Origin of the sequence: Sphingobacterium sp. UBA5996, from assembly GCF_002429765.1 — a bacterium.
Taxonomy (GTDB): domain Bacteria; phylum Bacteroidota; class Bacteroidia; order Sphingobacteriales; family Sphingobacteriaceae; genus Sphingobacterium.
This window is the reverse complement of record NZ_DJAS01000016.1, coordinates 106964-129560: the sequence shown is the minus strand read 5'-3', so window position 1 is coordinate 129560 and position 22597 is coordinate 106964. Positions and strand designations below refer to the sequence as shown.

Annotated in this window: 14 protein-coding genes; 6 read left to right on the top strand and 8 right to left on the bottom strand. The window is 43.6% G+C overall.

The features are described from left to right. The first annotated feature begins 319 nt into the window (after nucleotides 1-319). Nucleotides 320-1297, top strand: coding sequence for an Rpn family recombination-promoting nuclease/putative transposase (locus B3E00_RS12595; RefSeq protein WP_293938642.1), 978 nt, complete (start codon nucleotides 320-322; stop codon nucleotides 1295-1297). 110 nt (nucleotides 1298-1407) lie between these two features. On the opposite strand, the gene B3E00_RS12590 is transcribed toward B3E00_RS12595, so the two are convergent. Continuing rightward, entirely contained in the window at nucleotides 1408-2472 is a 1065-nt protein-coding gene (locus B3E00_RS12590) for a glycoside hydrolase family 43 protein (protein WP_293938641.1), read from the bottom strand. A gap of 242 nt (nucleotides 2473-2714) precedes the next feature. On the opposite strand from B3E00_RS12590, the gene B3E00_RS12585 reads away from it, so the two are divergent. Both B3E00_RS12585 and B3E00_RS12580 read left to right on the top strand, forming a co-directional pair. Then, the gene (locus B3E00_RS12585; RefSeq protein WP_293938639.1) at nucleotides 2715-5891 is read left to right on the top strand and encodes a ligand-binding sensor domain-containing protein; all 3177 of its coding nucleotides are present in this window, start codon (nucleotides 2715-2717) and stop codon (nucleotides 5889-5891) included. Between the two features lie 2 nt (nucleotides 5892-5893). Then, on the top strand, nucleotides 5894-6658 hold the full coding sequence (locus tag B3E00_RS12580; protein ID WP_209579360.1) for a response regulator transcription factor: 765 nt from the start codon (nucleotides 5894-5896) through the stop codon (nucleotides 6656-6658). Between the two features lie 88 nt (nucleotides 6659-6746). On the opposite strand, the gene B3E00_RS12575 is transcribed toward B3E00_RS12580, so the two are convergent. The 5 genes from B3E00_RS12575 to B3E00_RS12555 form a co-directional block, all read right to left on the bottom strand. Then, the gene (locus tag B3E00_RS12575; RefSeq protein WP_293938637.1) at nucleotides 6747-8285 is read right to left on the bottom strand and encodes a family 43 glycosylhydrolase; all 1539 of its coding nucleotides are present in this window, start codon (nucleotides 8283-8285) and stop codon (nucleotides 6747-6749) included. A gap of 70 nt (nucleotides 8286-8355) precedes the next feature. Then, entirely contained in the window at nucleotides 8356-9357 is a 1002-nt protein-coding gene (locus B3E00_RS12570) for a DUF4973 domain-containing protein (protein ID WP_293887199.1), read from the bottom strand. A gap of 80 nt (nucleotides 9358-9437) precedes the next feature. Beyond that, entirely contained in the window at nucleotides 9438-11456 is a 2019-nt protein-coding gene (locus tag B3E00_RS12565) for a RagB/SusD family nutrient uptake outer membrane protein (protein ID WP_293938636.1), read from the bottom strand. 10 nt (nucleotides 11457-11466) lie between these two features. Further along, on the bottom strand, nucleotides 11467-14535 hold the full coding sequence (locus tag B3E00_RS12560) for a SusC/RagA family TonB-linked outer membrane protein (protein ID WP_293938635.1): 3069 nt from the start codon (nucleotides 14533-14535) through the stop codon (nucleotides 11467-11469). A gap of 88 nt (nucleotides 14536-14623) precedes the next feature. Beyond that, complete coding sequence (locus tag B3E00_RS12555; RefSeq protein WP_293938634.1) at nucleotides 14624-16018, bottom strand: IPT/TIG domain-containing protein; 1395 nt, start codon at nucleotides 16016-16018, stop codon at nucleotides 14624-14626. Nucleotides 16019-16374: 356 nt separating this feature from the next. Here B3E00_RS12555 and B3E00_RS12550 point away from each other — a divergent pair, with 356 nt between their 5' ends. Then, nucleotides 16375-17469, top strand: coding sequence for a PAS domain-containing sensor histidine kinase (locus B3E00_RS12550; protein ID WP_293938632.1), 1095 nt, complete (start codon nucleotides 16375-16377; stop codon nucleotides 17467-17469). 147 nt (nucleotides 17470-17616) lie between these two features. On the opposite strand, the gene gldM is transcribed toward B3E00_RS12550, so the two are convergent. Continuing rightward, entirely contained in the window at nucleotides 17617-19152 is a 1536-nt protein-coding gene (gldM, locus tag B3E00_RS12545; RefSeq protein WP_293887209.1) for a gliding motility protein GldM, read from the bottom strand. Between the two features lie 30 nt (nucleotides 19153-19182). After that, nucleotides 19183-19995: a gliding motility protein GldL gene (gene gldL / locus B3E00_RS12540; RefSeq protein ID WP_293887210.1), complete on the bottom strand. Its 813-nt coding sequence runs from the start codon at nucleotides 19993-19995 to the stop codon at nucleotides 19183-19185. 323 nt (nucleotides 19996-20318) lie between these two features. Here gldL and B3E00_RS12535 point away from each other — a divergent pair, with 323 nt between their 5' ends. Together B3E00_RS12535 and B3E00_RS12530 are read left to right on the top strand one after the other, a co-directional pair. Then, nucleotides 20319-21404, top strand: a complete 1086-nt coding sequence (locus tag B3E00_RS12535) for a mechanosensitive ion channel family protein (RefSeq protein ID WP_293938630.1) — start codon at nucleotides 20319-20321, stop codon at nucleotides 21402-21404. An 86-nt stretch (nucleotides 21405-21490) separates the two neighbouring features. Further along, a complete protein-coding gene (locus tag B3E00_RS12530; RefSeq protein ID WP_293879753.1) occupies nucleotides 21491-22573 on the top strand; it encodes an endonuclease/exonuclease/phosphatase family protein in 1083 nt (360 codons plus the stop codon). Nucleotides 22574-22597 lie beyond the last annotated feature (24 nt).

Here is a 22597-nt window from a genome sequence, read left to right as displayed (position 1 = left end):
TAATAGGTTTTAAAAAGCGTTTTACGGCAGATTAATTGGTTATCGTGCAAACCTGAACAAGTTCGTATTATCCACTATTTTGCGTGGACGATATTCCATTAAAGAATTGCTTTGTAACAGGTTTGTTGGGTAATGATAGGGGTAATTTTTTAATCAACTGTCCTGAACTGTTGGCTCGGCTGTAAATGAAATGAGCGCAGCTACTTAAAACATTTTTTGGAATGGCCAAAATAAAGGAAGTGATATATTAAACTTATTTACTAAATATTTTAGTTTTTTTTTGTTATATTTGTATTGATAACCAAAAACTTAAATTATTATGGCAAGATTAAAATCGATTGGTAAATATGTTGATCCCCGTACTGACTTTGGTTGGAAGCTTTATTTCGGGCGAGAGGAAAATAAGATTCTTTTAATCGAATTCCTCAATAGCTTATTTGAAGGTGAGAAAATAATTTCCGATTTATTTTATAAGTCTATAGAGTATGACGGTGATCAAGAAGATATGCGAAGGGTTGTTTTTGATTTACATTGTATCGGTACAGATGGAGAGATATTTATTATAGAGATGCAGCAGTTATTTCAGGAATATTTCAAGGATCGCGCTGTCTATTATACGTCACGTTTGATTAATAAGCAATTGTCAAAGGGGAAGAAGGGTAATGATTACTGTTTACCTGTGATTTATTTTATAGGGGTTTTAGAATTTAAACTTCATGGGGAGGATGAGGCTTTTCTTTTGCGCAAGACTGATCGTCCTTATTTCTATGATGTCGCATTATGTGATAAGACAACGCATGAAATCTTTTATAATAAGCTGGGGTATAAACTAGTGTCTTTGCCGATGTTTAATAAAAAGCCCGGGGAGCTTCAATCAGTCATGAATCAGTGGTTATATGTACTTAAACACTTGAGTACCATGGATAAATTACCGTCTTTTTTGGATAAAAGGATATTTGGCCTTATCTTTGAAATAGGAGAAATAGGTAAATTAACAGAGGAGGATCGGATGTCATACGAATCGAGTTTAAAACATAAGCGTGATGCAGAGAGCGTTTACAATTCAGCTATTCGGTCTGGCGAAGCAATGGGTCTTAAGAAAGGTCTTGCTAAAGGTCTTGAGAAAGGTCTTGCTGAAGGTCTTGAAAAAGGTCTTGCTGAAGGGCTCGCGAAAGGAGAGCATAAACAGGCTTTGGAATCTGCTCGAAAGATGCTAGTGAAGGGATATAACAAAGCGGATGTTAGTGATATTACAGGTCTTTCTATTGAAGAAATTGAAAAACTTAAAATGGTTTAGTCATTTTGATCTAATAGGTGCATGATTTTTAAATCCAGTTAATAAGAGATTTTGTCTTTATATAAGCGATGTATTTCTACTGTGTAGGAATACATCGCTTTTTTGTGTTATCACTTTTTTAATGTGGGTCCATGTACGATAAGCTTGCCGTCAGCGGTAATTTCCATCGGGTCTATAAAAACCAGTCGTTGATGCCCCGTTGCTTCGGTGCGACCGTGATAGACACAATACCGCTGCTTGCCATCCCGCGAATAGGCTATGCTATTGTGACCAGTACCTGTTACCAGCCCATTTTTTTGTAAAATCGGATTGTTTGAGGCTTTTTTAAATGGGCCTAATGGACTTTTCGAAGTGGCATAACCGATTGCATAATTTTTGCCATCGAAATTATTCGCCGAATACATCATATAATACGTGTGGCCTTCTTTAAAGAGATAAGAGCCTTCTGTCCACCGCCGATTTACTTCTCTGCTGGTTACCGATCTGCTCTCCCAATCGTCGGAAACGCCCATTGTTAGTGGCGGGCGCAACAGTAATTTTGGCTCGCCAATGATACCGGAAAAATCAGGTTTAATTTCTACGCCGTATACCCAGCTTTCTTCCACCTTATCATACCAGCCTTTCTTTTTTGCCCAGGTGGCCACCTCGCTTTCGACCGGATGTTTGTAGCAACATCTGGAATAATAGAGGTAAACCCGGCCATCTTCAAACCAAAGATTGGCATCGATAATGGGATAGCCTGGATCAAAAATTGGCCGATCGTAGCAGTCGATAAATGGCCCCGTGGGCTTATCTGATACGGCAACACCGATCCTGAAATTCTCAAGTTCTCGCGTCGGATTATCTTTCCACTGGGCGCTATACAGCATATAGTAACGACCATTTCGCCGGTATACTTCAGGTGCCCAAAATGCATCTATTCCCCATCCGTTTTTATTGTCATGATGATAAACCTGCCCTTCAAAAGTCCAGTCTTGCAGGTTGGTGGATGAATAGGCTCCAAAGCCTTTGTGTACATCGCCGCCGGTGCCATACATATAATATTTCCCATCGGAATCCGTCAGGACGAAAGGATCACCGAAAGCGATTGGTAAAGGATTTTGTATTACGGTCTGTCCCTTTAACACAAAAGATAATAGTAGGATAAATAACAATAGGGGAAATGGTCTTTTCATCGTCATGTATAATTGGTGTTAAATTCTTCAAAAGAAGTCAAAATTTCATTCCTTTTTTGCTCAATCTTTTGTCGTTTTGTCTCAAAGTGAATAGACTTAGCTAACATTTTCTTGATTTAGACCGCGCTGTACCATTTTTTGTTTCACACGGCTATTGGCTGTCCGTAATGTCATCATATGTGCTCTTGTCATTTTTTGGTACATTTGATTATATTTGAAAGAACCGATTGCCAACATAGATTATGTCTTATCCTACTTTTTTTGTTTGGCTGATCCTGCAGTTTAGCGTGGTTGTTTGTCATGCCCAATATTATTTCAAGCACTATCAGACGCAGGATGGACTTCCTCATCAGGCTGTTCGCTCCATCTTACAGGATGGCAAAGGCTTTATGTGGGTTGGCACGCGTGCTGGTCTGTGCAGATTTGACGGCTACAATTTTAAGCTTTGCGAAAATAAAGATGATCCTTTTAATAACATCGGCAACAATGTAATCAATACATTGACCGAAGGGCAGCCAGGAATACTATGGATCGGCACAGGAAAGGGAATGTACCGGTACGATACCATTGGTGAGGTGATATCGCCGGTTGATCTGATTCCGCAGGTGTATATCGAACAGGTAATTGCCAATGGGGATGATATCTGGTTTATTGCCAATTCGTCGCTTTGGCGCTATAGCATAAAAAAGAGCATGGTCAAAAATTATCAGATACAGACTACTGCCTTATTTTTGGATGGTGCCACAAATCTGTGGACGGGTAATAAGCAGGGGGAACTCCGTATTTTCGACTCGCGTGGGGTGCTTGCGAAAACCATGAAAACGGTGAACTTTAACAGGCCTTCGAATATGAATACCATTAGTGCTATTTTCCCGCTTGATGATGGTGCCGTACTCGTTGGATATTTTGGAGCTGGGCTTAAGCGCTATGATTTGGATAAGCAAACAACGACAACGATTGTGCTTAGTGAAAAGGAGGATAGCGCTATTTTTGTGCGGGATATCTGTAAGGGAAATAATGGCGATTATTGGGTCGCAACTGAATCTGGGGTGTATATCTATAATGCCAATATCAAAAAATGCCGGCATCTTGGTAAGCGTGCTGATGACCCGTATGCTATGACGGATAACGCGGTCTATAAAGTGTGCAGAGATAAAAGCGGGGGGATGTGGCTGGGTACTTTTTTTGGTGGCCTGAACTATTGCTCGCTTGAAAACGCACGTTTTCGGAAATACTACCCTATTGTGGGACAGAATTCGATATCAGGATATGCCGTCCGTGAGCTAGTTCCTGATCGGGATGGTCACCTCTGGATTGGCACGGAAGATGCCGGTCTCAATAGGTTTGATCCACAGAGGCAATTTTTTAGGCACTATCCAACAACAGGTGAAAATGCGCTTTCCTATCCGAATATCCACGGTCTGCTCGCTGTGGGAAATGATCTTCTTGTGGGGCCCTTTCATCGGGGATTGGAGATTATGGATATTCGGACAGGGCTAATCCGTCAGCAGCATCGTGCTATCGGTCTACCCGCCGAATCTGGCAACGATTTTGTGTTGAGCATCTTTCAGACAAGTGACAGCACGGTATTAGTGGGTACTGCTTATGATGAGAACGCCGGCCTGTTCAGGTACGACCTCAAAAGAAAGACTTTTGATCGCATCAATCATATCCCTGGTCGTCCTTATGTGCTGAGCATCCGGGAGGATAGAAATGGGTTTATTTGGGTGGGCACCATGTCGAACGGCGTTTATTACTATCATCCCAAGTCGGGTGTACAGGGGAATATTCGATTTGGGAGCAGCACTAAAATAGGTCAGATTCCCGAATTTCCGGTATATGGTATCCATGAAGATAGCATGGGGGCGATCTGGTTTGCCACAGAAGGTGGTGGGCTGATCCGCTTAAGTCGAGACCGAACGTCAACTAAAAGATACGACACTGCTGCGGGCTTTCCGACCAATGTGTATTTTAGTATACTGGAAGATGATTTTCAAAACCTTTGGATAAGTTCGTTGAAGGGAATTTTGTGCCTGGATATTAAAACGGGGGCCTTTAAAAACTATCAGCAAGCCAACGGATTGATCACTGATCAGTTTAATTTTTGTTCGGCTTACAAAGACAGGTCTGGTATCTTGTATTTTGGGTCAGTGAAAGGGCTGATCGCCTTTGATCCCAAAGATTTTTTAAACACTGGACCTCGCCCGGCTTTATTTATTACTGGCCTGGAGATAGACAATAAAGCTATCCATCCTGGTGTGGATAAAAGTCCAATCAAGCGTTCGGTAGTGTACCTCGACAGTATTTGTTTAGCTTATAACCAAAATAACTTCAGTATTGAATTTGCTGCGCTCAATTATGCTTCTCCGGCCGTTACCAGATATGAATATATATTGGAGGGGTTAGCTCAAAAACGCACAATTCTTGCTAGCAATAGAAAGGCTTATTTTACGGATATACAACCGGGTAAATATATTTTCACTGTGCGGGCGAAAAGTAATACGGGCAGCTGGAGGAGTATTGAACGTAGGCTTGTGATTATTATAACGCCGCCATTTTGGAAAACTTTTGCCGCATACAGCTTCTATACTTTGCTGGTGATCGTTCTTTTGGTTTTGATTGCTTTTTATTACCATCGATGGACCATTCGAAAAAATGTGGCTAAACTTATGCGGTTTGAACATGAAAAGGAACGTGAAATCTATGCGGCTAAAATTGAGTTTTTTACGCATATCACGCATGAAATACAAACGCCGTTGACATTGATCCTCGGTCGTGTGCAAGGCATGCTACGAAAAATTACGGATAGCGACACTATCCGTAAAAACTTGTTACAGGTTGAAAAAAATACATTGAGACTGACCGAACTGACAGCGGAACTGCTGGATTTTAGAAAAACAGAATTGCATCAATTTGGGCTCAATTTTGTGAAAACAAATATTGTTGATTTGTTAAAAGAAGTGATGTCTTCTTTTGAACAGATCGCCGAACAGAATAATATCCGTTTGAACAGTGCTTATCCGGAGGATGATGTCATCGCTTTTGTCGACCGTGAAGCTACGGTAAAAATATTGAACAATCTACTCTCTAATGCTATAAAATATGGTCTCACCTACGTGAATGTGCGGCTGGCAGATCCAGATATCGAAAAAAACAGTTTTAACATTACGGTAGAAAATGATAGTGAACCTATTCCTGATAAATATGCAAAAAAGATCTTTGAGCCGTTTTTTAGGATAGAAAATAGTCTTGGGTTTGGAACCGGGATTGGTCTTTCGCTGGCCAAGTCGCTCAGCGAGCTGCACAAGGGTACGCTCCAGCTTATAGAAAATGGTGGTAGCCTTGTTGTATTTGAATTGGTGCTGCCGCTACGGCAGGAAAGGGAGTTTGAACTTAGCAGTTGGAAAAAAATCAGATAATTATGAGACAGCACATATTGATTATTGACGACAATTTAGAAATTCTGGAATTCTTGTCTGAAGAATTGAATGAAAATTATTGTACACACACCGCTGACAACGGTGAAAGTGCAAAACTTATCTTAGATAGCGAAATGATTGATCTGGTTATCTCGGATATTATGATGCCGGGAATCGACGGTTTCGAACTCTGTAAATTCATCAAATCGAATCTGAACTATTGCCATATACCGGTACTATTGCTGACTTCAAAGAACAGTTATACTGCGCATATCGAGGGGCTTGAAGTGGGTGCCGATGCTTATGTTCAGAAACCTTTTCCTTTGGAACTTTTATTGGTGCAGGTGGACAATCTGCTAAGAAATAGGGTGAATGTAAAAACTCATTTTGCTCATGCGCCGTTTGAAGATGTCCGTTTGCTGGCGCCTTCGAAGCTGGACGCTGAGTTTTTGCACAAGCTGGATGCTTATATCAAAAAAAACTTTAGGTATCCGGAACTTGGTATTGATGAACTTGCTGAACATATGTTGATGAGCCGGCCTACATTTTACCGAAAAATAAAGCAGCTTTCTGCGCTTTCGCCCAAGGAACTTGTCGATAAAACGCGTTTAAAGAAAGCGACTGAACTCATGGCGCAAAATGAATTTAGTTTACAGCAGATCGCTACCCTGGTCGGGTATAGTTCACAAAGTATCTTTAATAAGAACTTCCAAAAATATTATAAGGTATCTCCATCGGCTTACCTGAAGTCAATGCCGAGATCCTGATTCGATGTAACGATAGGGGATTAAAAAGGGGCAATCCAATAATTTTGGACTGCCCCTATAGTTTTCAGTAATCATCGTTTAGGGTATACTAATCGCTATTGCGGAATATACCGACTTCCGCCAGGCCGGGCTGCTGTTGATTGTCGTAGCCTGACTTTGGTACGAGTTTAAAATAGCGAAATTGCTTGGTCTGCGCCAGGTCGATAAACTGCCGCAGGAGATTGACATCGCTCAAGCTAAAGGTGCCCAGATTTTCCCAGTTTTGATTGTCATTGCCGACATGGATTTCCAATTCTTTGATCTTTCTGTCGCCATCTTTCTGATGGATTACAAAACCATCTACGGGTTGGGCTGCTCCGATGTCGATGGTGAGGTAATGGTCGGGGTACTTTGTTGGATTGACTGAATAGCGGGTTATCCATATGGAGTTGATATTGTCATCGATCACTGCTGCAGCCGACCGGTTGTTATTGGGTTCTTCGGAACTGAAGCCAGCGACCGTCCACCCTTTCTTGGTATATATTTTCCGCCATTTTTCTCCCGCTGGCCGCTTTTGTTTGAGTGCAGGATTGGCCGGTAAACCGAAGTTTGGGGAGCCATCTGTATGCCAGGAAAATCGCTGGATATAGGGACGTCGTGTGGCATTGCCGTCGTTGGCTACATTACGTGCGTGATAAATCATCCAGTCTTCTTTTCCATCAGGAGATTTAAAAAAGCCGTTGTGGCCGGGGCCATAAATGCTACTTTCGGGTCTCATGGAAAATACGGGATGGTTGCGTTTTGTCCAATCTGCTGCCTGTAGTGGGTCTCCGTCATCTTTTAGTGTGAGCAGGCCGAGGCAATAGCCGTCAGACCAGTAACCGCTACCCGAGTAAACGATATGTACTTTGCCCTGTGGGTTGATCAACACCTGGGGGCCTTCGTTGATTGGATTTCCGTTTTTCTCCCATGCATAGTTGGGCGTGGCAATCATGACCTTGGGTCCGGAAATGGTCCAGGGGTTGCTCATGGGCGCTATATAAATGTTTTGGGGCGGTGCGCCGGCATTCCCGCCCGACCAGATCATATACATCTTTCCATCATGCCGCAAAATGGTTCCGTCAATGGCCCATTCGCTTGCACTATCGGAAATCTTACCTTTCATTTCCCAGTTGCCCTGAACGGGGGTGGGAGAAGAATTTTCGAGTACATACATTCTGTGGTTGGCATTGCTGCCATTATCTGCTGCAAAATAGAAATACCATTTACCATCGATTTCATGCAATTCGGGTGCCCATAAATTTTTTGAATAGGGCTGATCTGCAGGAGGGGTATAGACTTCATATCGCCGTGCGGAGGCGAGTTCGGACATGCTTTTGGTTTCGAGGATGACGAGCTTGCTTCCCTGGGTATAGGTATAATAGTAAGTACCGTCTTTTTGGATTACCCAGGGGTCGGGACCTCCGGGCATGAGTGGATTGGAGAAGGTACTATCTACAACTACTGTATCATCTGCAGTGGGATCTACGGGTTGGGTATTGCTTTTTGGGATGGGATCTAAATCGTTTGTCGGACTGTTTTTTTGACAGGCAGATACCCATAACATGCTGCTCATCATAAAATAAAAGGTCACTGTCATTCTTTTCATGGATGTGTTTGTTTAAAGATTTTCAATTGGATTGCATCGCTTATTTGATCAGCATTTACCTGGACGTATGCTACCACTGTATTGCCTGGTCTTCATCTGGAATAAGGGTGTTGCGTGAGCGTTCCATTGTCATGCTTCCTTCGGCGCGGTAGCGCACGGGCACACCGGGCATGGTGGTGATATCGTCATATTTGTATTTTAGGTTGACGGTGCAGTACTGTTTGACCAAATATTTTTTGGTCGCATCTTCGATTTCCCTTAATTGATAGGTGGGCTGCCCGAGCATTTCAAAATTGATGGATTTGTCGGCGGCATACACATGAAGGGTGCCCGATTTTATACCGTTAACATCCTCTGAGGGTTCCATAAACTCCATGATAATCTTGTAACGGCCCCGATCTTCTGATTTCTCTTCCAGAACTCCGGCGTAGAAAAATACTGTTTTTTCGTCTACCACCCACGATGTTCTGACGCTAGATACAAGTGGATTTTTAGTTTGCCCGTCGGCATAGACATTCATGGACGTGGCTGAATAATTGCCCGAATAATTATTGAATGGTTTGATATAGAGCAATGCTTTGCGCCATCCTTTGCGCTTATTGGTTACATAGGAGGGGTCTTCCTGAATGGAGAGTGGAAGTACATAGCGTTCGACAAGATCGAGGTTGTCAAACTTAAATTTGATCGGATAATTTTCGGTATGTGCTCCTTTGGGAATCAGGCAGCTCTCCTTGGGCAGTGCAAAAAACTGTTCGGGAAGCTGTTTAAAATATAAGTCTTCGCGGTACTGATATTTTTCCTGGTTAAAGGTGGCCAGTGTATCGCTATCCACAACCACCTTGACATATAGATCTTTGTCGTTCTCGCGGGAGCCGCTCAGGATGACAGGCAATTTGTAGGTGACTTCGCCGGTCTTGTTGTAGCGCAGATAGACTTCGGATACACCTTCACTTCCAATTGGGGCTTTAAAAGACACCATCTGTGTATACAATTCTTCTTCCCATTCATCGTTGCACCCCGTTTGGAACAAGACCAAGACTAGGGTTAAAATATAGATATAAAGCTTTTTCATGTGTTTTTATTTCTAATGCTTAAATAAGTATGCAATGTCTCTTGCGGTATTTTCTATCTAGTTCTTTTTGGCTGGTTTGATTAATCGAAAGAAGGCCATCCCGGTGCCTGCGTCATGCGTCTGTTTTTGCGGAGCTCATCCCAGTCGACGGGCCAGAAGTACATTTTTTTAGAAAATATAGTTTGGAGTTGCGGTACGCGCACAGGGGTATAGAATAGGTCTGCATTGTCTTTGGTCATATAGACATTGTAACCGTAGATCTGTTGCGCCTCATCTATTGGAGCGTCTTTCCATCGGCGCAAGTCGTAGTAGCGCTGATTTTCGCCCAGCAATTCGATCTGCCGCTCACCTTTGATTTGGCGGCGTAAAGCTGTCTGGTCGGTATATATGGCGTTGTCATAATTGGGCACTCCCGCGCGGATACGAACCATACCTATACTGTTTTTCATCTGATCGATATTTCGAGTGATCTGATGGGTAGTTTTGCCATCCCAGCTAGCAATCATATGGGATCCATTGATCTCATTGAGCGCTTCAGCATACATGAGTAGCAGGTCGGCATATCGTATGGCAATTTCCACTTTGGGGTATATCTTGCCGCCATTGCCTGTGGCATTATCTTTTGGGTTGACAAATTTCATCATGCCTATCCCTGTAGGTAGCCAGCGGTCGCCATTGATCATACCCTCATTTTCACCCCGATAATAGAAGATCTGCTTGTTCGTGACATTGGATAAGTTGGAGGTGGCGCTAGACATGGTCCACAGCGTACCACTATAGGCCACTGAAGCATAAAATCGTGGTTCTCGATGGGCAAAGTCTTTCCAAACATTTTCCAGGAGTGGCTTGAATTGATCGAGTTCAGCCTTTTGCACAAACATATTTGCTCCGTATTGCTGCCGGATTTGCTGTCTATTAAATGTGGTTCCGTCATTCATGGCGTAGGCATCACATTGTTTTAAAGTAATGCCATGGCAGTTGTATCCGCCGCCCACCTGGGGCATCTGGTGCCTTGTCAGCGCGATAATACCATGGTTTTCATCGGTTTGATTTTCGCCTCTGGTAAAGATCATCTCTGGATTTTCGGCCGCATATAGATCACCGTTAAATACGGCGCGATAGGATTCGAAGGGATCAATATTGGCCCACCCTTCGGGAAAATTCTTTTCGGAGTATGCCGGATGATAAGGGGGGGTGATGGTGGCCGGATAGTCGGTAGTACCCTTGGCTTTAAAATCGGCTGTATACAGCTTGTAGGCATTTAAATCGATTACATCTTTGGCTGCCGCTGCTGCGCGTGCCCATTTTTCTTCGTTGTATTGTGCCGAAATCAGCGCGCGGCCTTTATCGTCTGTAAAGTCGCTCATTTCTGCGTTACCATTGGCCAGGGGGCTTGCCGCAAATAATAATGCTTTGGCGCGTGTGGCCAATGCTGCTCCACGCGTAGGACGGGCGATGTTGCGATTGTCGCGTTTTAGGGGGAGATCTTGCGCTGCCAGGGCCATTTCTTCGGCAATAAAGGTGGCTACTTCATCGTAGGTGTTACGCGGGTAGGCTAGTTTGTCGTAGCTTTCGTCGTAGTCTACGCCTTTATCTGGCATAATTGGTACTGGACCATACTTGCGTAGGAGTAGCCAGTAGAGGTAGGCGCGGATAAAGCGTGCCTGCGCCTTGTAATCCGTTACCTGTTTTGGCGTGAAAGCGCCGCCTTCAGCCATGCTGTGGATCATGACTGAGGCTTGACGGATTCCGCCATAGGACTGTGCCCACGATTGACGCTGCCAGGTATAATCGTACTCTCCAAATTTAAATCGTCGGTACTCATCGCCGTTGCCTCCGGCAGATTCATTGTAGAACATATCGTCCGAGTAGTTGGAGATGGTATAATTTCGATGGCCCATTTCGAGGTTGTAATCCAATAGTTTGTTGTAACAGTTTCCGAGCCATTGCTCGGTATAATCCTTGCTTTTAAAAATGCGATCTTCGCTCTGTCGGTCATCAAAAAAATGCTCAACATCCAGGTATTTGGAGCAGGAGCTGATGGATAGACATAAACTGACGCTGAGCAGCAAGGGTGCGAGTAGTGGTATTTTCTTCATGTTTCTATCGTTAGAGGTTGATGGTAAGTCCGAGGGTGATTGTTTTGGCCAGTGGATAGGCTTGGCCATTGGAACTGTTCATCTCGGGGTCCCACAATTTAAATTTGGAGAAGGTCAGCAAGTTGGTGCCCATGGCATAGAGCCGTGCCGATTTGACGCCTATTCTTTTTGTGAATCCGTTGGGTATGGCATATCCTATATCGAGGGTTTTGAGCCGTAGGTACGAACTCTCGCGGAGCCAATAGGTTGAAGCGCGGTAATTATTGGCGCTACCGCCGTAACTGAGTCTGGGGTATTGGGCATTTACATCTTCGTTGACGCCAAGTATCCAGCGGTTGGATTCGACCACATCGGTCAGAATATTTCCCCAGTCGCCCTGGCTGAATGGGTATACGGTATACCCATTGATAAAGAAGGAGGATTTTCCAGCACCCTGGAAATGTACGCTGGCATCAAATGATTTGTAGTTTGCTGATAAGCCAAAGCCATAGACGAGGTTAGGGTAACGCGTTGCGCCGATGGGTACGATATCGGTGTCGTCGATTTTACCATCGCCATTAATATCTTTGTATTTGATATCTCCGGGGGCGGTACGGCCAAAGTTTTGGGTAGCACTGTTTCGGATATCTTCATAGTCTTTAAAAAGTCCTAAGGCGATGAGCCCTTTGTTCTGATTGACCCGAAAGCCGGAAAGGGTGGTGTATGGGTAGTTGCTGAACTGGTCGTCAGCTTCGAGGATGGTGTTTTTACTGTAGGTCATGGTGCCGCGCGCCGTTAGACTGAGCTGATTGATCTTTTGGGTAAACCGCATCTGGCCATCAAAGCCTTCTGATCGTGTAGAACCGACGTTGGCCCTGGGATCTTGTCCTTGTAGGCCGACCACAAAAGGGATATATTTACGTTCCATGTATATTCCATCACGTTGTTCATGAAAGTAGTCGAGCTGTCCACCGAATTTGTCATTGAAAAAAGAAAAATCAAGTCCGAGGTCGTGCTTGGTGGCAATTTCCCAGGTAATGGAATTGGAGGCTATGCGGGAATAGGTGAGTCCGGGGTATAGATTTTTGCTTTCGATATCGCCCCAATTGTAGCCGAGATTCTCATCGGTGCTAAAAGAAGCTAGATACGGGAAGCGTACGGGCATGGCGTCATTGCCGACCTTACCAAAAGAGTACCTGATCTTGAGCATATTCATCCAGCTAAGCCGCTCTTTGATGAATTTTTCTTCTGCTATATTCCATGCTCCGGAGACGGCTGGAAAGAGGTCAAACTGATGGCCTTTGGCAAAATTCTCTGATCCGTTGTAACCGAAATTGAAGTCGAAGAAGTAACGCGACTGATAGCCATACGTAAACCGACCTGCGAGCCGCTGATTTCGGCGTTCTATGCCCTGCATGATGTCTTCGCCATAATTGGAGGTGTTGACGCGTTTTTCTTGTGTATACTGTACGACTCCGCCGAGGGTATGATCTTTGAGTTGTTTGTTATAGTGCAATTCACCTTGCATGGTTTCAAAGCGGTCGCCGGTGGCATTGGAGCGCTGTGTGAGGAGCTGCTCGGTGATTGTTCTTTTGAGTACAAGCTCGCCGTCGGAGTTGCGCAGCCGTTCGGCCATCCAACCTTCTGGCCATTTCATCCTGCGGATATTATTGTTGTTGTTGATGTCGTAACCAAAGCGTCCTACAAAACGTAACCCCTTGGTCAGCACATCTAGGTTTTGCTCTAGTGTAACGTTGGTCTGCAGTTTGTTTGCCCAATTTTCGATATATCCCTGCTGTGTGATCAATACCCAGGGGTTCTGCTTTTCTGCTCCACCTCTGGATGCAACACGTCCATCGCTGTATTTAATAGGAATAGAAATGGGATTCTGCCCCATGAGCGAGGCCCAGATTTCATCATAGGTGCCACCGGGGAGGTTCTGTTTGCCCAACGACCCGCTGATACCCACGCGTAGCAAAGTGGATTTGGTGAGGTTCATATCGATATTGGCGCGGTAATTCCATCTCCTATAGTTGGCGTTGGTATTATAATTTTTGAGGTTCTCGTCAGTTTCGTACATTCCGCCTTCGTTGATGTAACTTCCGGAAACAAAGTATCTTGCCAGTGAGCCGCCACCGTCGAAATTGAGCGAGCTACGTTGTGTAAAGGCACCGTCCTTTAAAAACATATCCATCCAATTGATGTCGGGGTATAGATCAGGATCGAGCCTGTTTTTTATGAGGAAGAGTTCCTCGTTGTTGTAAAATGGTTCTTCGTTGCGTGTGATGCGTGATTCATTCATGAGGCTTGCATAGGTATGCCCATCGACATAACTCGGTGTAAATGTTCGTGTATTGTAGGAGGCCTCGTGTTTGCCGTTGATGCTCACGCGATCTGTTTTTCCTTTTTTTGTGGTGATCAAAACGACACCGTTGGCTCCCCTAGAACCATATATCGCGGTTGTGGAGGCGTCTTTGAGGATCGAAAATGATTCGATATCTTCAATACTGATTTCATTTAGGCTACGCTCAAATCCGTCGACAAGGATTAAAGCTGAGGTGCCGGCGCCAAATGTGGAGATACCTCTTATCCAAAATTCGGACATGTTACTTCCGGGCTGACCACTAGACTGCATCGCCATTACGCCCGCCACATTTCCTGCTAGTGCGTTGGTAATACTCGAGGTTGGTGTCTTTAGCTGGGAGAGATCGACAGTAGTGACGGCACCGGTGACTGTGGCTTTCTTTTGTGGCCCGAGCGCAGTGACGATGACCTCGTCCATGGCTCTATGGTCTGCTTCTTTTAGCATAATATCTATTTTGAGGTCATCTTTGATTAATATTTCCTGTTTTTCGTAACCGAGCATGGCAAAGACCAGCCATTGGTACTTGGATGCTTTGATGGTATAGTTTCCTTTGTTGTCGGTTGCTGTTCCGAGTCCGGGTTGGTCTTTTATGGTTACCGTAACGCCGCTAAGCGGTTCCTTCGCCTTGTTGCTGACAGTTCCGGTGATGGTGACCGGAATGCGCGAGCCGTTTTGCGCATGGTTGAGCTTAACGGCGATCAGAGCCAGTAGGAGCAGTAGAATTCTTTTTTTCATCGGTTTATTATTGGTCAATACGCCTTTCTGACGCTATCTTTAGATTATAGCGTACGGAATGGATCTGTTTGTATGCTTTTAAATTTCTTTATTCGATCGATATGGTGCGGATACGTTTATTATTGCGCTCGGCAATGTAAAATATCTTACGTTCTTCATCGTAGGCGATTCCTGTGGGATCGGCAAACCGGGCTTCCTTGCGCGGGTCGCCATCAATATAGCCGCTTTTACTACCATCGGGGGTGGGGCTACCCTTGCCTGCGAAAGTGCTGACCACACCTGTAGGGGCTAACGTGCGGATACTTTGATTGTACTGGTCGCAGAAGTAAAAATCATATTCATCGGCCTGTCCTGTATAGTCGGGATTCTTTACAAATACACCTTGATAGGCACGCTCGATACGGGCGGAGGTGCCAATGGCATCCACATCGCCTTTGGCGGTAGGACTACCGGCAAAGATAATAGGAGGTTGTAATTCTCGGGTCGTCCAGTCGTACACGCTTTTATAGATACAGCCGTAGGAAACGATGTATGCGTAGTTGCCTGTTGGATGAAAAAAGATCAGGGAACTGTTATTGGTATTTCCGCCTATTTTAAAGAGTTCCTTGGGAGCGAGTTCATTCAGAAAGGAATCAAACACTGCCTTTTTGATAGCGATACCGGCATATCCATTGTAGAACATGTTATTGTGAATGGGGTGTGGGGCACAGGAATAGGCGGCAGGATCATAGAGATAAGGATGTACGCGGCGGTAGTTTTCGGAGCGGAGGGAATAGGCAATGGCGACCTTGGTTCTGGCCGTCAGATTTTGGTTGTCGTCGGTGAGGAATAGGGTATCTGTATTTGCACTTAATGTGGTGGTCTGCATTTTTGTGAAGCCGGCCTGTCCATTGGTAATCAGTGTAGAGACTGTTTTCGTTTGTAGGTCTACGCGCCGGACGGCTCTGTCCAATTCGGTTACGAAGAGCGCATTGCTTTCGGGCTCGTAGGTGATATAGGCTGGATAGGCAAATCTAGCTTCTTCAAAATTACCATCTATAATGGATGAATTCCCGTTTTCATCCACATTGCCGACAAGGGTGCCGACAGCGGTACTTTTAGCATACTGGAATTCATCTGGGAAAATGTGTTCAACTGCTTCTCCTGCGCTTCGGGTGATAACCACTTTTACTTTTCCGGAGCTGGTGTACCGCGGGATCATGCAATAAATCTGGCTGCCATTTGACCCAACAACTTTGAGTTCCTGCTCACCAATAAAGACTTTAATTTTGTTGACATCGCTGCCGAAATTACTTCCTTCAATATACAGCCTTGTGCGGACGGCTCCTTTTTTTGGGGCGAAATCGGTAAAAACGGCCTTGCCTGAGATGCCCTTGTCTGGATCTTCACTGGCGCCTTCTTTTTCCTTGCAGGAATTAAAAAGGAGGCCGAAAATCACAGCTAAGCTGAGGTGCATAAAATGCTTTTTATACTTTTTCATCATTCATTCGGTTAAATTCTGCCGATTTTCAAACTACGTGAAGTATGCGTTTGATTTTCTTATGATTCGCGTTTGTGGACAGCGAGAATTAAGAGTAATCGTGAATTTGGTTTATAAATTGGTTTATCTAATACTGCTAATTTCGGGGAATGCGCAATATCAATCCATTCAATCTTTTGTTGATTTGTCTCAGATCGCGCGTGCAGGTAACCTGTTAGGATACTGGTATATGCATTTTTTGCAGCTGTTTTTTAATTTTTCTTTGTGTACAGGAGTGTAATAATGGCATTATTTCTGTTGCGTAAATTTGTTTAGAATTCCCATATATTTATTGATACACGAACATTAAATTTTTGTTTATGCCTTTTGATGAGCACCTTTTGCTTTCGGTACTGGAGCAGTCTCCGCTAGCTACGGCTATCTATGATAGTGCGGACTTAAATATTGCCTTTGCCAATCAGGCGATGCTGAATACCTGGCATGCAGACAGCTCGATTATAGGACGTACTTTAAGCGCTTGCTTTCCCAGTTTTGAAAAAGAAGGATTTTCATCTATTTTAAAAAATGTATGGAAAACCGGAATTAGCTACCGGGCCAAGGATACACCTGCTGATATCGTATCGGGGAAAAATATTATCAGACGATACTTTGATTTCGAGTATAAAGCATTGCTGGACAAGAAGGGAAATACCTATGCTATTCTACATTCGTCGTGGGATGTTACCGAAAGAAAGCTAGCCTATGAGAAAGCGGAAAGCCAGAAGGAGCAAATCTCTTTCAATAGAAAATTGGATCTCCTGTCCAATACGCTTTCCCATGATTTAAAAAATCCATTGTCTATTTTGAAGATGGGAAATGATATGTTGCGTCAAAAGGATATCAGTTTACCGGAACATGTTCAGCAAAAGTGGTATGAAAATATGCGCGGTGCGATAGAGAATATTCAGTCTATCATTAACCAAACACTGCAGATCAATAAAATACGTGCTGTCAATCCTGTTAAAGAATGTATCGAGATGGATAAGAAACTTGTTGAATGGATTGCTGAAGCGAAGCTTATTTATCCGGCTTCCCAGCTGGCATTTAGGTTGGGGAATCTCCTTAAGCTGGAAGCAGATTGTGGTGTAGTGTATCAGATTTTTTTTAATTTGATTGTTAACGCTGTAAAATACGCCAAGCAGACAGAGCAGGATTATCTTGCTATCTATAGTGAAAATACGAGCAAAGGGACTGTCTATTATTTGGAAGATAATGGGATCGGTATTCCGGAAGAAGATTTGGAGCTTGTATTTAAAGCGCATGAGCGTGCGAGCAACACTGTTGAAGCGCAGGGATCGGGAATAGGACTTTCATTGGTAAAGGAGTTGATGGAACGTTTGGACGGTACTGTTAATCTTTCCAGTAAGCTAGGTAAGGGAACGGTTATTCGCTTGTTTTTTCCGCATCATTCATAGGAACTATGGTATACACAGGAACAACTATTTGATATAGTTTTTCGCGTTCATTCTTTAAAATAAAAACAGAGCTACCCATTTTTGGTAGCTCTGTTTTTGTAGTTTTTAATAGCTAAAAAAATTTAAATGCAAGTATATTTGGCAACTTTAGTTTGCCGTTAACGCGACAGCATTCAGTTGTCTTGATGTACCGTCAGGACCCACTGCAACAATATTATCGAATATTACACGTGTACCTGGTACAATTCCACTTAAGGCAGAAGACATGCTTGAACTCAACTGTCCTCCGGATGTCGATAATACGATGGCATCGGCCCGTGGCTTAGCAATGATCATCGTAAACTTGGTTACCCTGAAGGTGGCATCGAAGTCAAAGTTATCCAATTTTGCGAACAGTGCATTTTGCGCTTTAAGGGCCACGGTAGCCATGGAACCACCTGTTTTGCCAGCAAATTTGGCAATGGGGTCTGGAATGCGTTTTACACGAAATTCGGTCGAACTCAATGTCTGTGTTTTTCCGGGTGCTACTTCAGCAGAGACTGAAATATGTGCTGTGCCCGGAGAGCTTACCTTCACATTGTATTTGCCGCCACCAGCGTTAGAAATGCTGCCTCCGCTCATGCTGACACGGATTTTATCGGCTGGCGTTCCTGGGGCTGATACCGAAATGGGATTATTTACACCAATATAGAGTACATTCATCTTGTCGGGTGATACAACGGCCGATGGACGTGCTACTTGATAGGTCTGTACAGGGGTGCGATATTCTTTATATGATCCGTCGGTCTGTTTGACTTTGATCACGCCGGTCCAGGTATAGATTCCTTCACGGCTGGTATTGACTGCATATACCCCTTTTCCATCAACTACTTGAAGTGCTGATCCATTGACCGAGATTGCGGGTTGAGATTTGGAATCGGATGCTGTCAGAAATACTTCTGCTTTGTAGGGCTGGCCCTGTACTAAGTAGGATGTTGGGGCAACAGCAACTGCTGCAAATTTATCTAGATTGACCACCGCCTGATCCATTTTGCCCAAGATAAGTTTAACTACATCAGATTCTGCATTCTGCGCGTCTGTTTGTATTTTCGTTAAAATGGTCATCGCAGCGGTTAAAGGGGTGCCGCTACCGAAATTGATTTCCTCCCATGATTTTTTGCCATTGATGGCTTTTTCTGGATCTTTTGCCTCCAAGGAAAATGATACCATCTTTTGTTCTTCAGGTGTGAGCAGAGCGAGCAATTTTGCGCGAGTAGCATTGATTTTGTCTTTTAACACGGTGCCTTTTTTCTTATTGATCATAAGATTTGGCGAGATGTCTTGGTTTTCACGCTGGGCTAGATCGCCTTTTTCTTCGTCGTATCCACCGCCCTGTTTGACAAATTCTTCTTTTAAGGAGGCGATATACTGGTTGAGTTCGCCGATAATTGCCTGAACTTTTTTTGCCTTGTCATAGATGGGCTTCGCACGTGCGGGCTCTTCTTTCAGTTTGGTGTTTTCAAATGCATTGAACAGCTGCTGTACTGCTGTGCTGACATTCGATTTGGATGTTTCGAGACTGTTGTTTATATTTTTGAATGCATCCAAGATGGAATCCGGTACATTGAGCGCCAATAAGGCGAGCAGGACCAGATAGAGGATGCCTATCATCCTTTGTCTTGGAGTTTCTCTTCCTAATGCCATTGTTTTTGATTTAAGTAATACAAGAATTAATTACACACGCGGCTGATTCATCGCGCTCAACATATTTCCATAGATGGCATTCAAGGCATTGAGGTTTTTCGCAAGTTTGCCTACTTCATCTTTAAATGCTTTGGAGTCATCCAGTGATTCATTGAAGTTTTGCATGGTAAAGCTTAGATTTTCATAAAACTTGTTCATCGATTGTAAATGGGATGCCGAATCGCGCAATTCGCGTTCGTACATCTCATTCAGCTGGCTTAGGTTTGTTGTCAAACTTTTTACCTGCTGGTGGTAGTTGGACGTATCGCCTGAAGTATTTGACATCGCGACGAGGTTTTCGGACGCTTTTTCGAAGGCGATGCTTAGGTTGTCAAACTTAGAAGTTGCTGTTCGTAGCTTATTGGTGAATTCTTCTGTTGCTAATGAGACATCAGAAAGCTTGTTTATGGCAGATACTTTTTCACTAAAGTCACGTAGGCCACGGCCTAGGTTTTCAATGCTTGCTGGTTCTATATTGGCATCGGCAAACATTTTATCTAAAGCAGCAGTTGCTGAGGCGCCGGCCGGCTGGGCAACAACAGTTGTTGCTCTTTGTGGCAGTTCACCATTAAATTTTTCGTCCAATTCTGGATAGACACGGGTCCAGTCGGGTTCGGGTGGTGGCGGATTGAACCCCATTAAAAAGAAAAGGAAAGCCTCTACGACCAAACCAATTCCGATCACATAATCGGCTGTGGCGCCACCGATATGCAGGATCTTAAACAGTACTCCAATGATGACGATACTTGCTCCCCAGGATATGGCCACATTTAGCCATCTTGAATTGTCTTTTTTCTTGCTCATTTTTTTATTAGTGTTTGGTTTAATTTTCTTGGAAAGTTTCTTGTGCTAACCTATTTCCATCATCAATAAACGGTAAATGTGTTTTCTGTAGTATATCGTCTTGCTGATGTACATATTTTGTTAGTTGCCTTGCAATAGGCTTTTTAGACTCAAAAAACATACCAAAAAGAGTTTCCGAACTGCAGCAAATTTAGACATAACGATGGTGTTCAAAACCGACAGGAGAAGTCTGAATTGATCTTTCTCAAATTAAAGCAAACGTTAGCCCTTCTTAACAGTTATTCTTTCATAAGAATAAAATATAAACACAAAGATAGTACAGCATGATGAACGAAACATTAATTCAACTTTCACAGCAATGGCCTGCCTGGCTCTGGAATATTGCATTAATTCTATTTTCATTTTTAATAGGTTTTTTGATTAAACTGATTTTTATACCGCTTTTGCGACGACAGGCCATTCAGCAGGAGTCTTACAGTGTGTTCCGTTCTTTTGTTAGACGATTTAACCGTGTGCTGAGTGTTTTTATACCTTTGATTTTATTTAACAGTTTGTTGCCTTTTGCTCAATTTAACGACCGGACGCTGCGTGTGGTAAGTAAAACAAACGAACTTTTGCTGGTGAGTTTCTTTGCACTAGTACTGATACAGGGGATTAAGGTTTTTGAAGACTATCTTTACCATCGTTTTGATATCAACAAAGAGAATAACCTGCGCGAAAGAAAGATCAGAACTCAGATTGTCTTTATCCGAAAAGTGGTTGTTACGCTGATTATTGTGATTTCTCTGGCGATTATTCTGCTAAGTTTTGATAGTATGCAAAAAATTGGTGCTGGTCTGTTGACGGGCGTGGGAGTGGGCGGTATCATCATTGGGTTTGCAGCACAGAAATCTCTAGGGAATCTACTGGCAGGCTTTCAGATTGCTTTTACACAGCCCATTCGCATGGATGACGTACTGGTTGTTGAAGGTGAGTGGGGCCGTGTGGAGGAAATTAACCTCACTTATGTGGTTGTTAATATCTGGGACAAGCGCCGCTTGGTATTGCCGATTACTTATTTTATTGAAAAGCCTTTTCAGAATTGGACGCGGACTACTTCTGAGATATTGGGGACTGTATTTATCTATACAGATTTTACGGTACCTGTACAGCTATTACGTGAGAAACTCACAAGTCTACTTAGCGGCCACCCGCTTTGGGATGGTCAGGTCAATGTACTACAGGTGACCGACTTCAAAGAGCGTACCATGGAAATCCGGTGTCTGATGAGCTGCCGCAATTCGGGCCAGGCTTTTGACCTACGCTGTTACATCCGGGAAGAAATGATTGCGTATATCCATACGAACTTCCCTCATACGTTAGCCAAAACGCGGGTGGATTATCAGGAGGGTTTGCACAAAGATTCCTAATTTCTGCGGAGCAGTCGAAGATGATGGTCTCTTGAAAAAATATGCATAATTTGTTTAAGTTTGTTTAAAATGTTAGTGCTAGCGATATGCTGATTTTCTATATTGTAGTCTCGAGTATATTGATTATACTGAGTGTATTGCCCTTTATCCAAAGCCAACACTGGATCTTTCGGGTAGCTGAGTTTGTGAAGTTGCAGCTGTTGGTCTTTCAGGTGCCCGCCCTTGCGTTGGGCTTTTATTTGGTAGGCGATGATCCTTGGATTTGGTGGCTTCAGGGTATACAGATCACTTTGGTTGTATACCATAGCTATATATTGATACGCTATACCAAATTTTGGCGGAGGGAAACGTATCAAAAGGGCGAGGATGCATCGGATAGCATTAAGGTGATCTCTTGTAATGTATTGCAATTCAATACAGCGTATAATCGCTTTATCGAGCTGATTCAGAAGGAGAGGCCACATATTTTTTTGACCATGGAAAGTGATGCTGGATGGGAAAGAGCCCTGCGTGTGTTGGAAAAGGATTACCCTAATTATGAGAAGGTAACATTAGACAATACCTATGGCATGCATTTTTATACTAATCTGAAAATCAATAAAAGTCAGGTACATTATTTTGTAGCTGATGATATTCCTAGTATTGAGGCCGAACTGGAAACTCCTGATGGGTATCGGTTTGTTTTTTTTGCTGTTCATCCACCGCCACCAAGTCCTACAGAAGAAGAAAATAGCAAAGAGCGTGATGGCGATCTGCTCAGTGTGGCGAAACGGGTAAGAGATTATAAAATGCCGGTGGTTGTGACCGGAGATTTTAACAATGTAGCCTGGGCTAAAACTTCACTGTTATTTAAGAAAACCAGCAAATTGATTGACGCACGTATTGGTAGGGGCATTCTATCTACTTTCCATGCCAATTATTGGTTTTTCAGAGTGCCATTGGATCTTTTATTTCACAGTCCAACGGTATTTATCGATAAACTGTTTATTTATCCGTCTGTAGGCTCGGATCATTTTCCAATGGGCTGTTCATTCTTTATCGACCGCTATTCTGAGGAACAAGCTGAGGCGATCGAGCATCTGGAAGCTGGGGATATGGCCGATGTTAAAGAAATGATTGCTGCTGGAAAAGAGGAGGAGAGCGATAATCGAGTTCCTGATGAGGGATAATGAAGTTGCATTTGGAACGGGTTT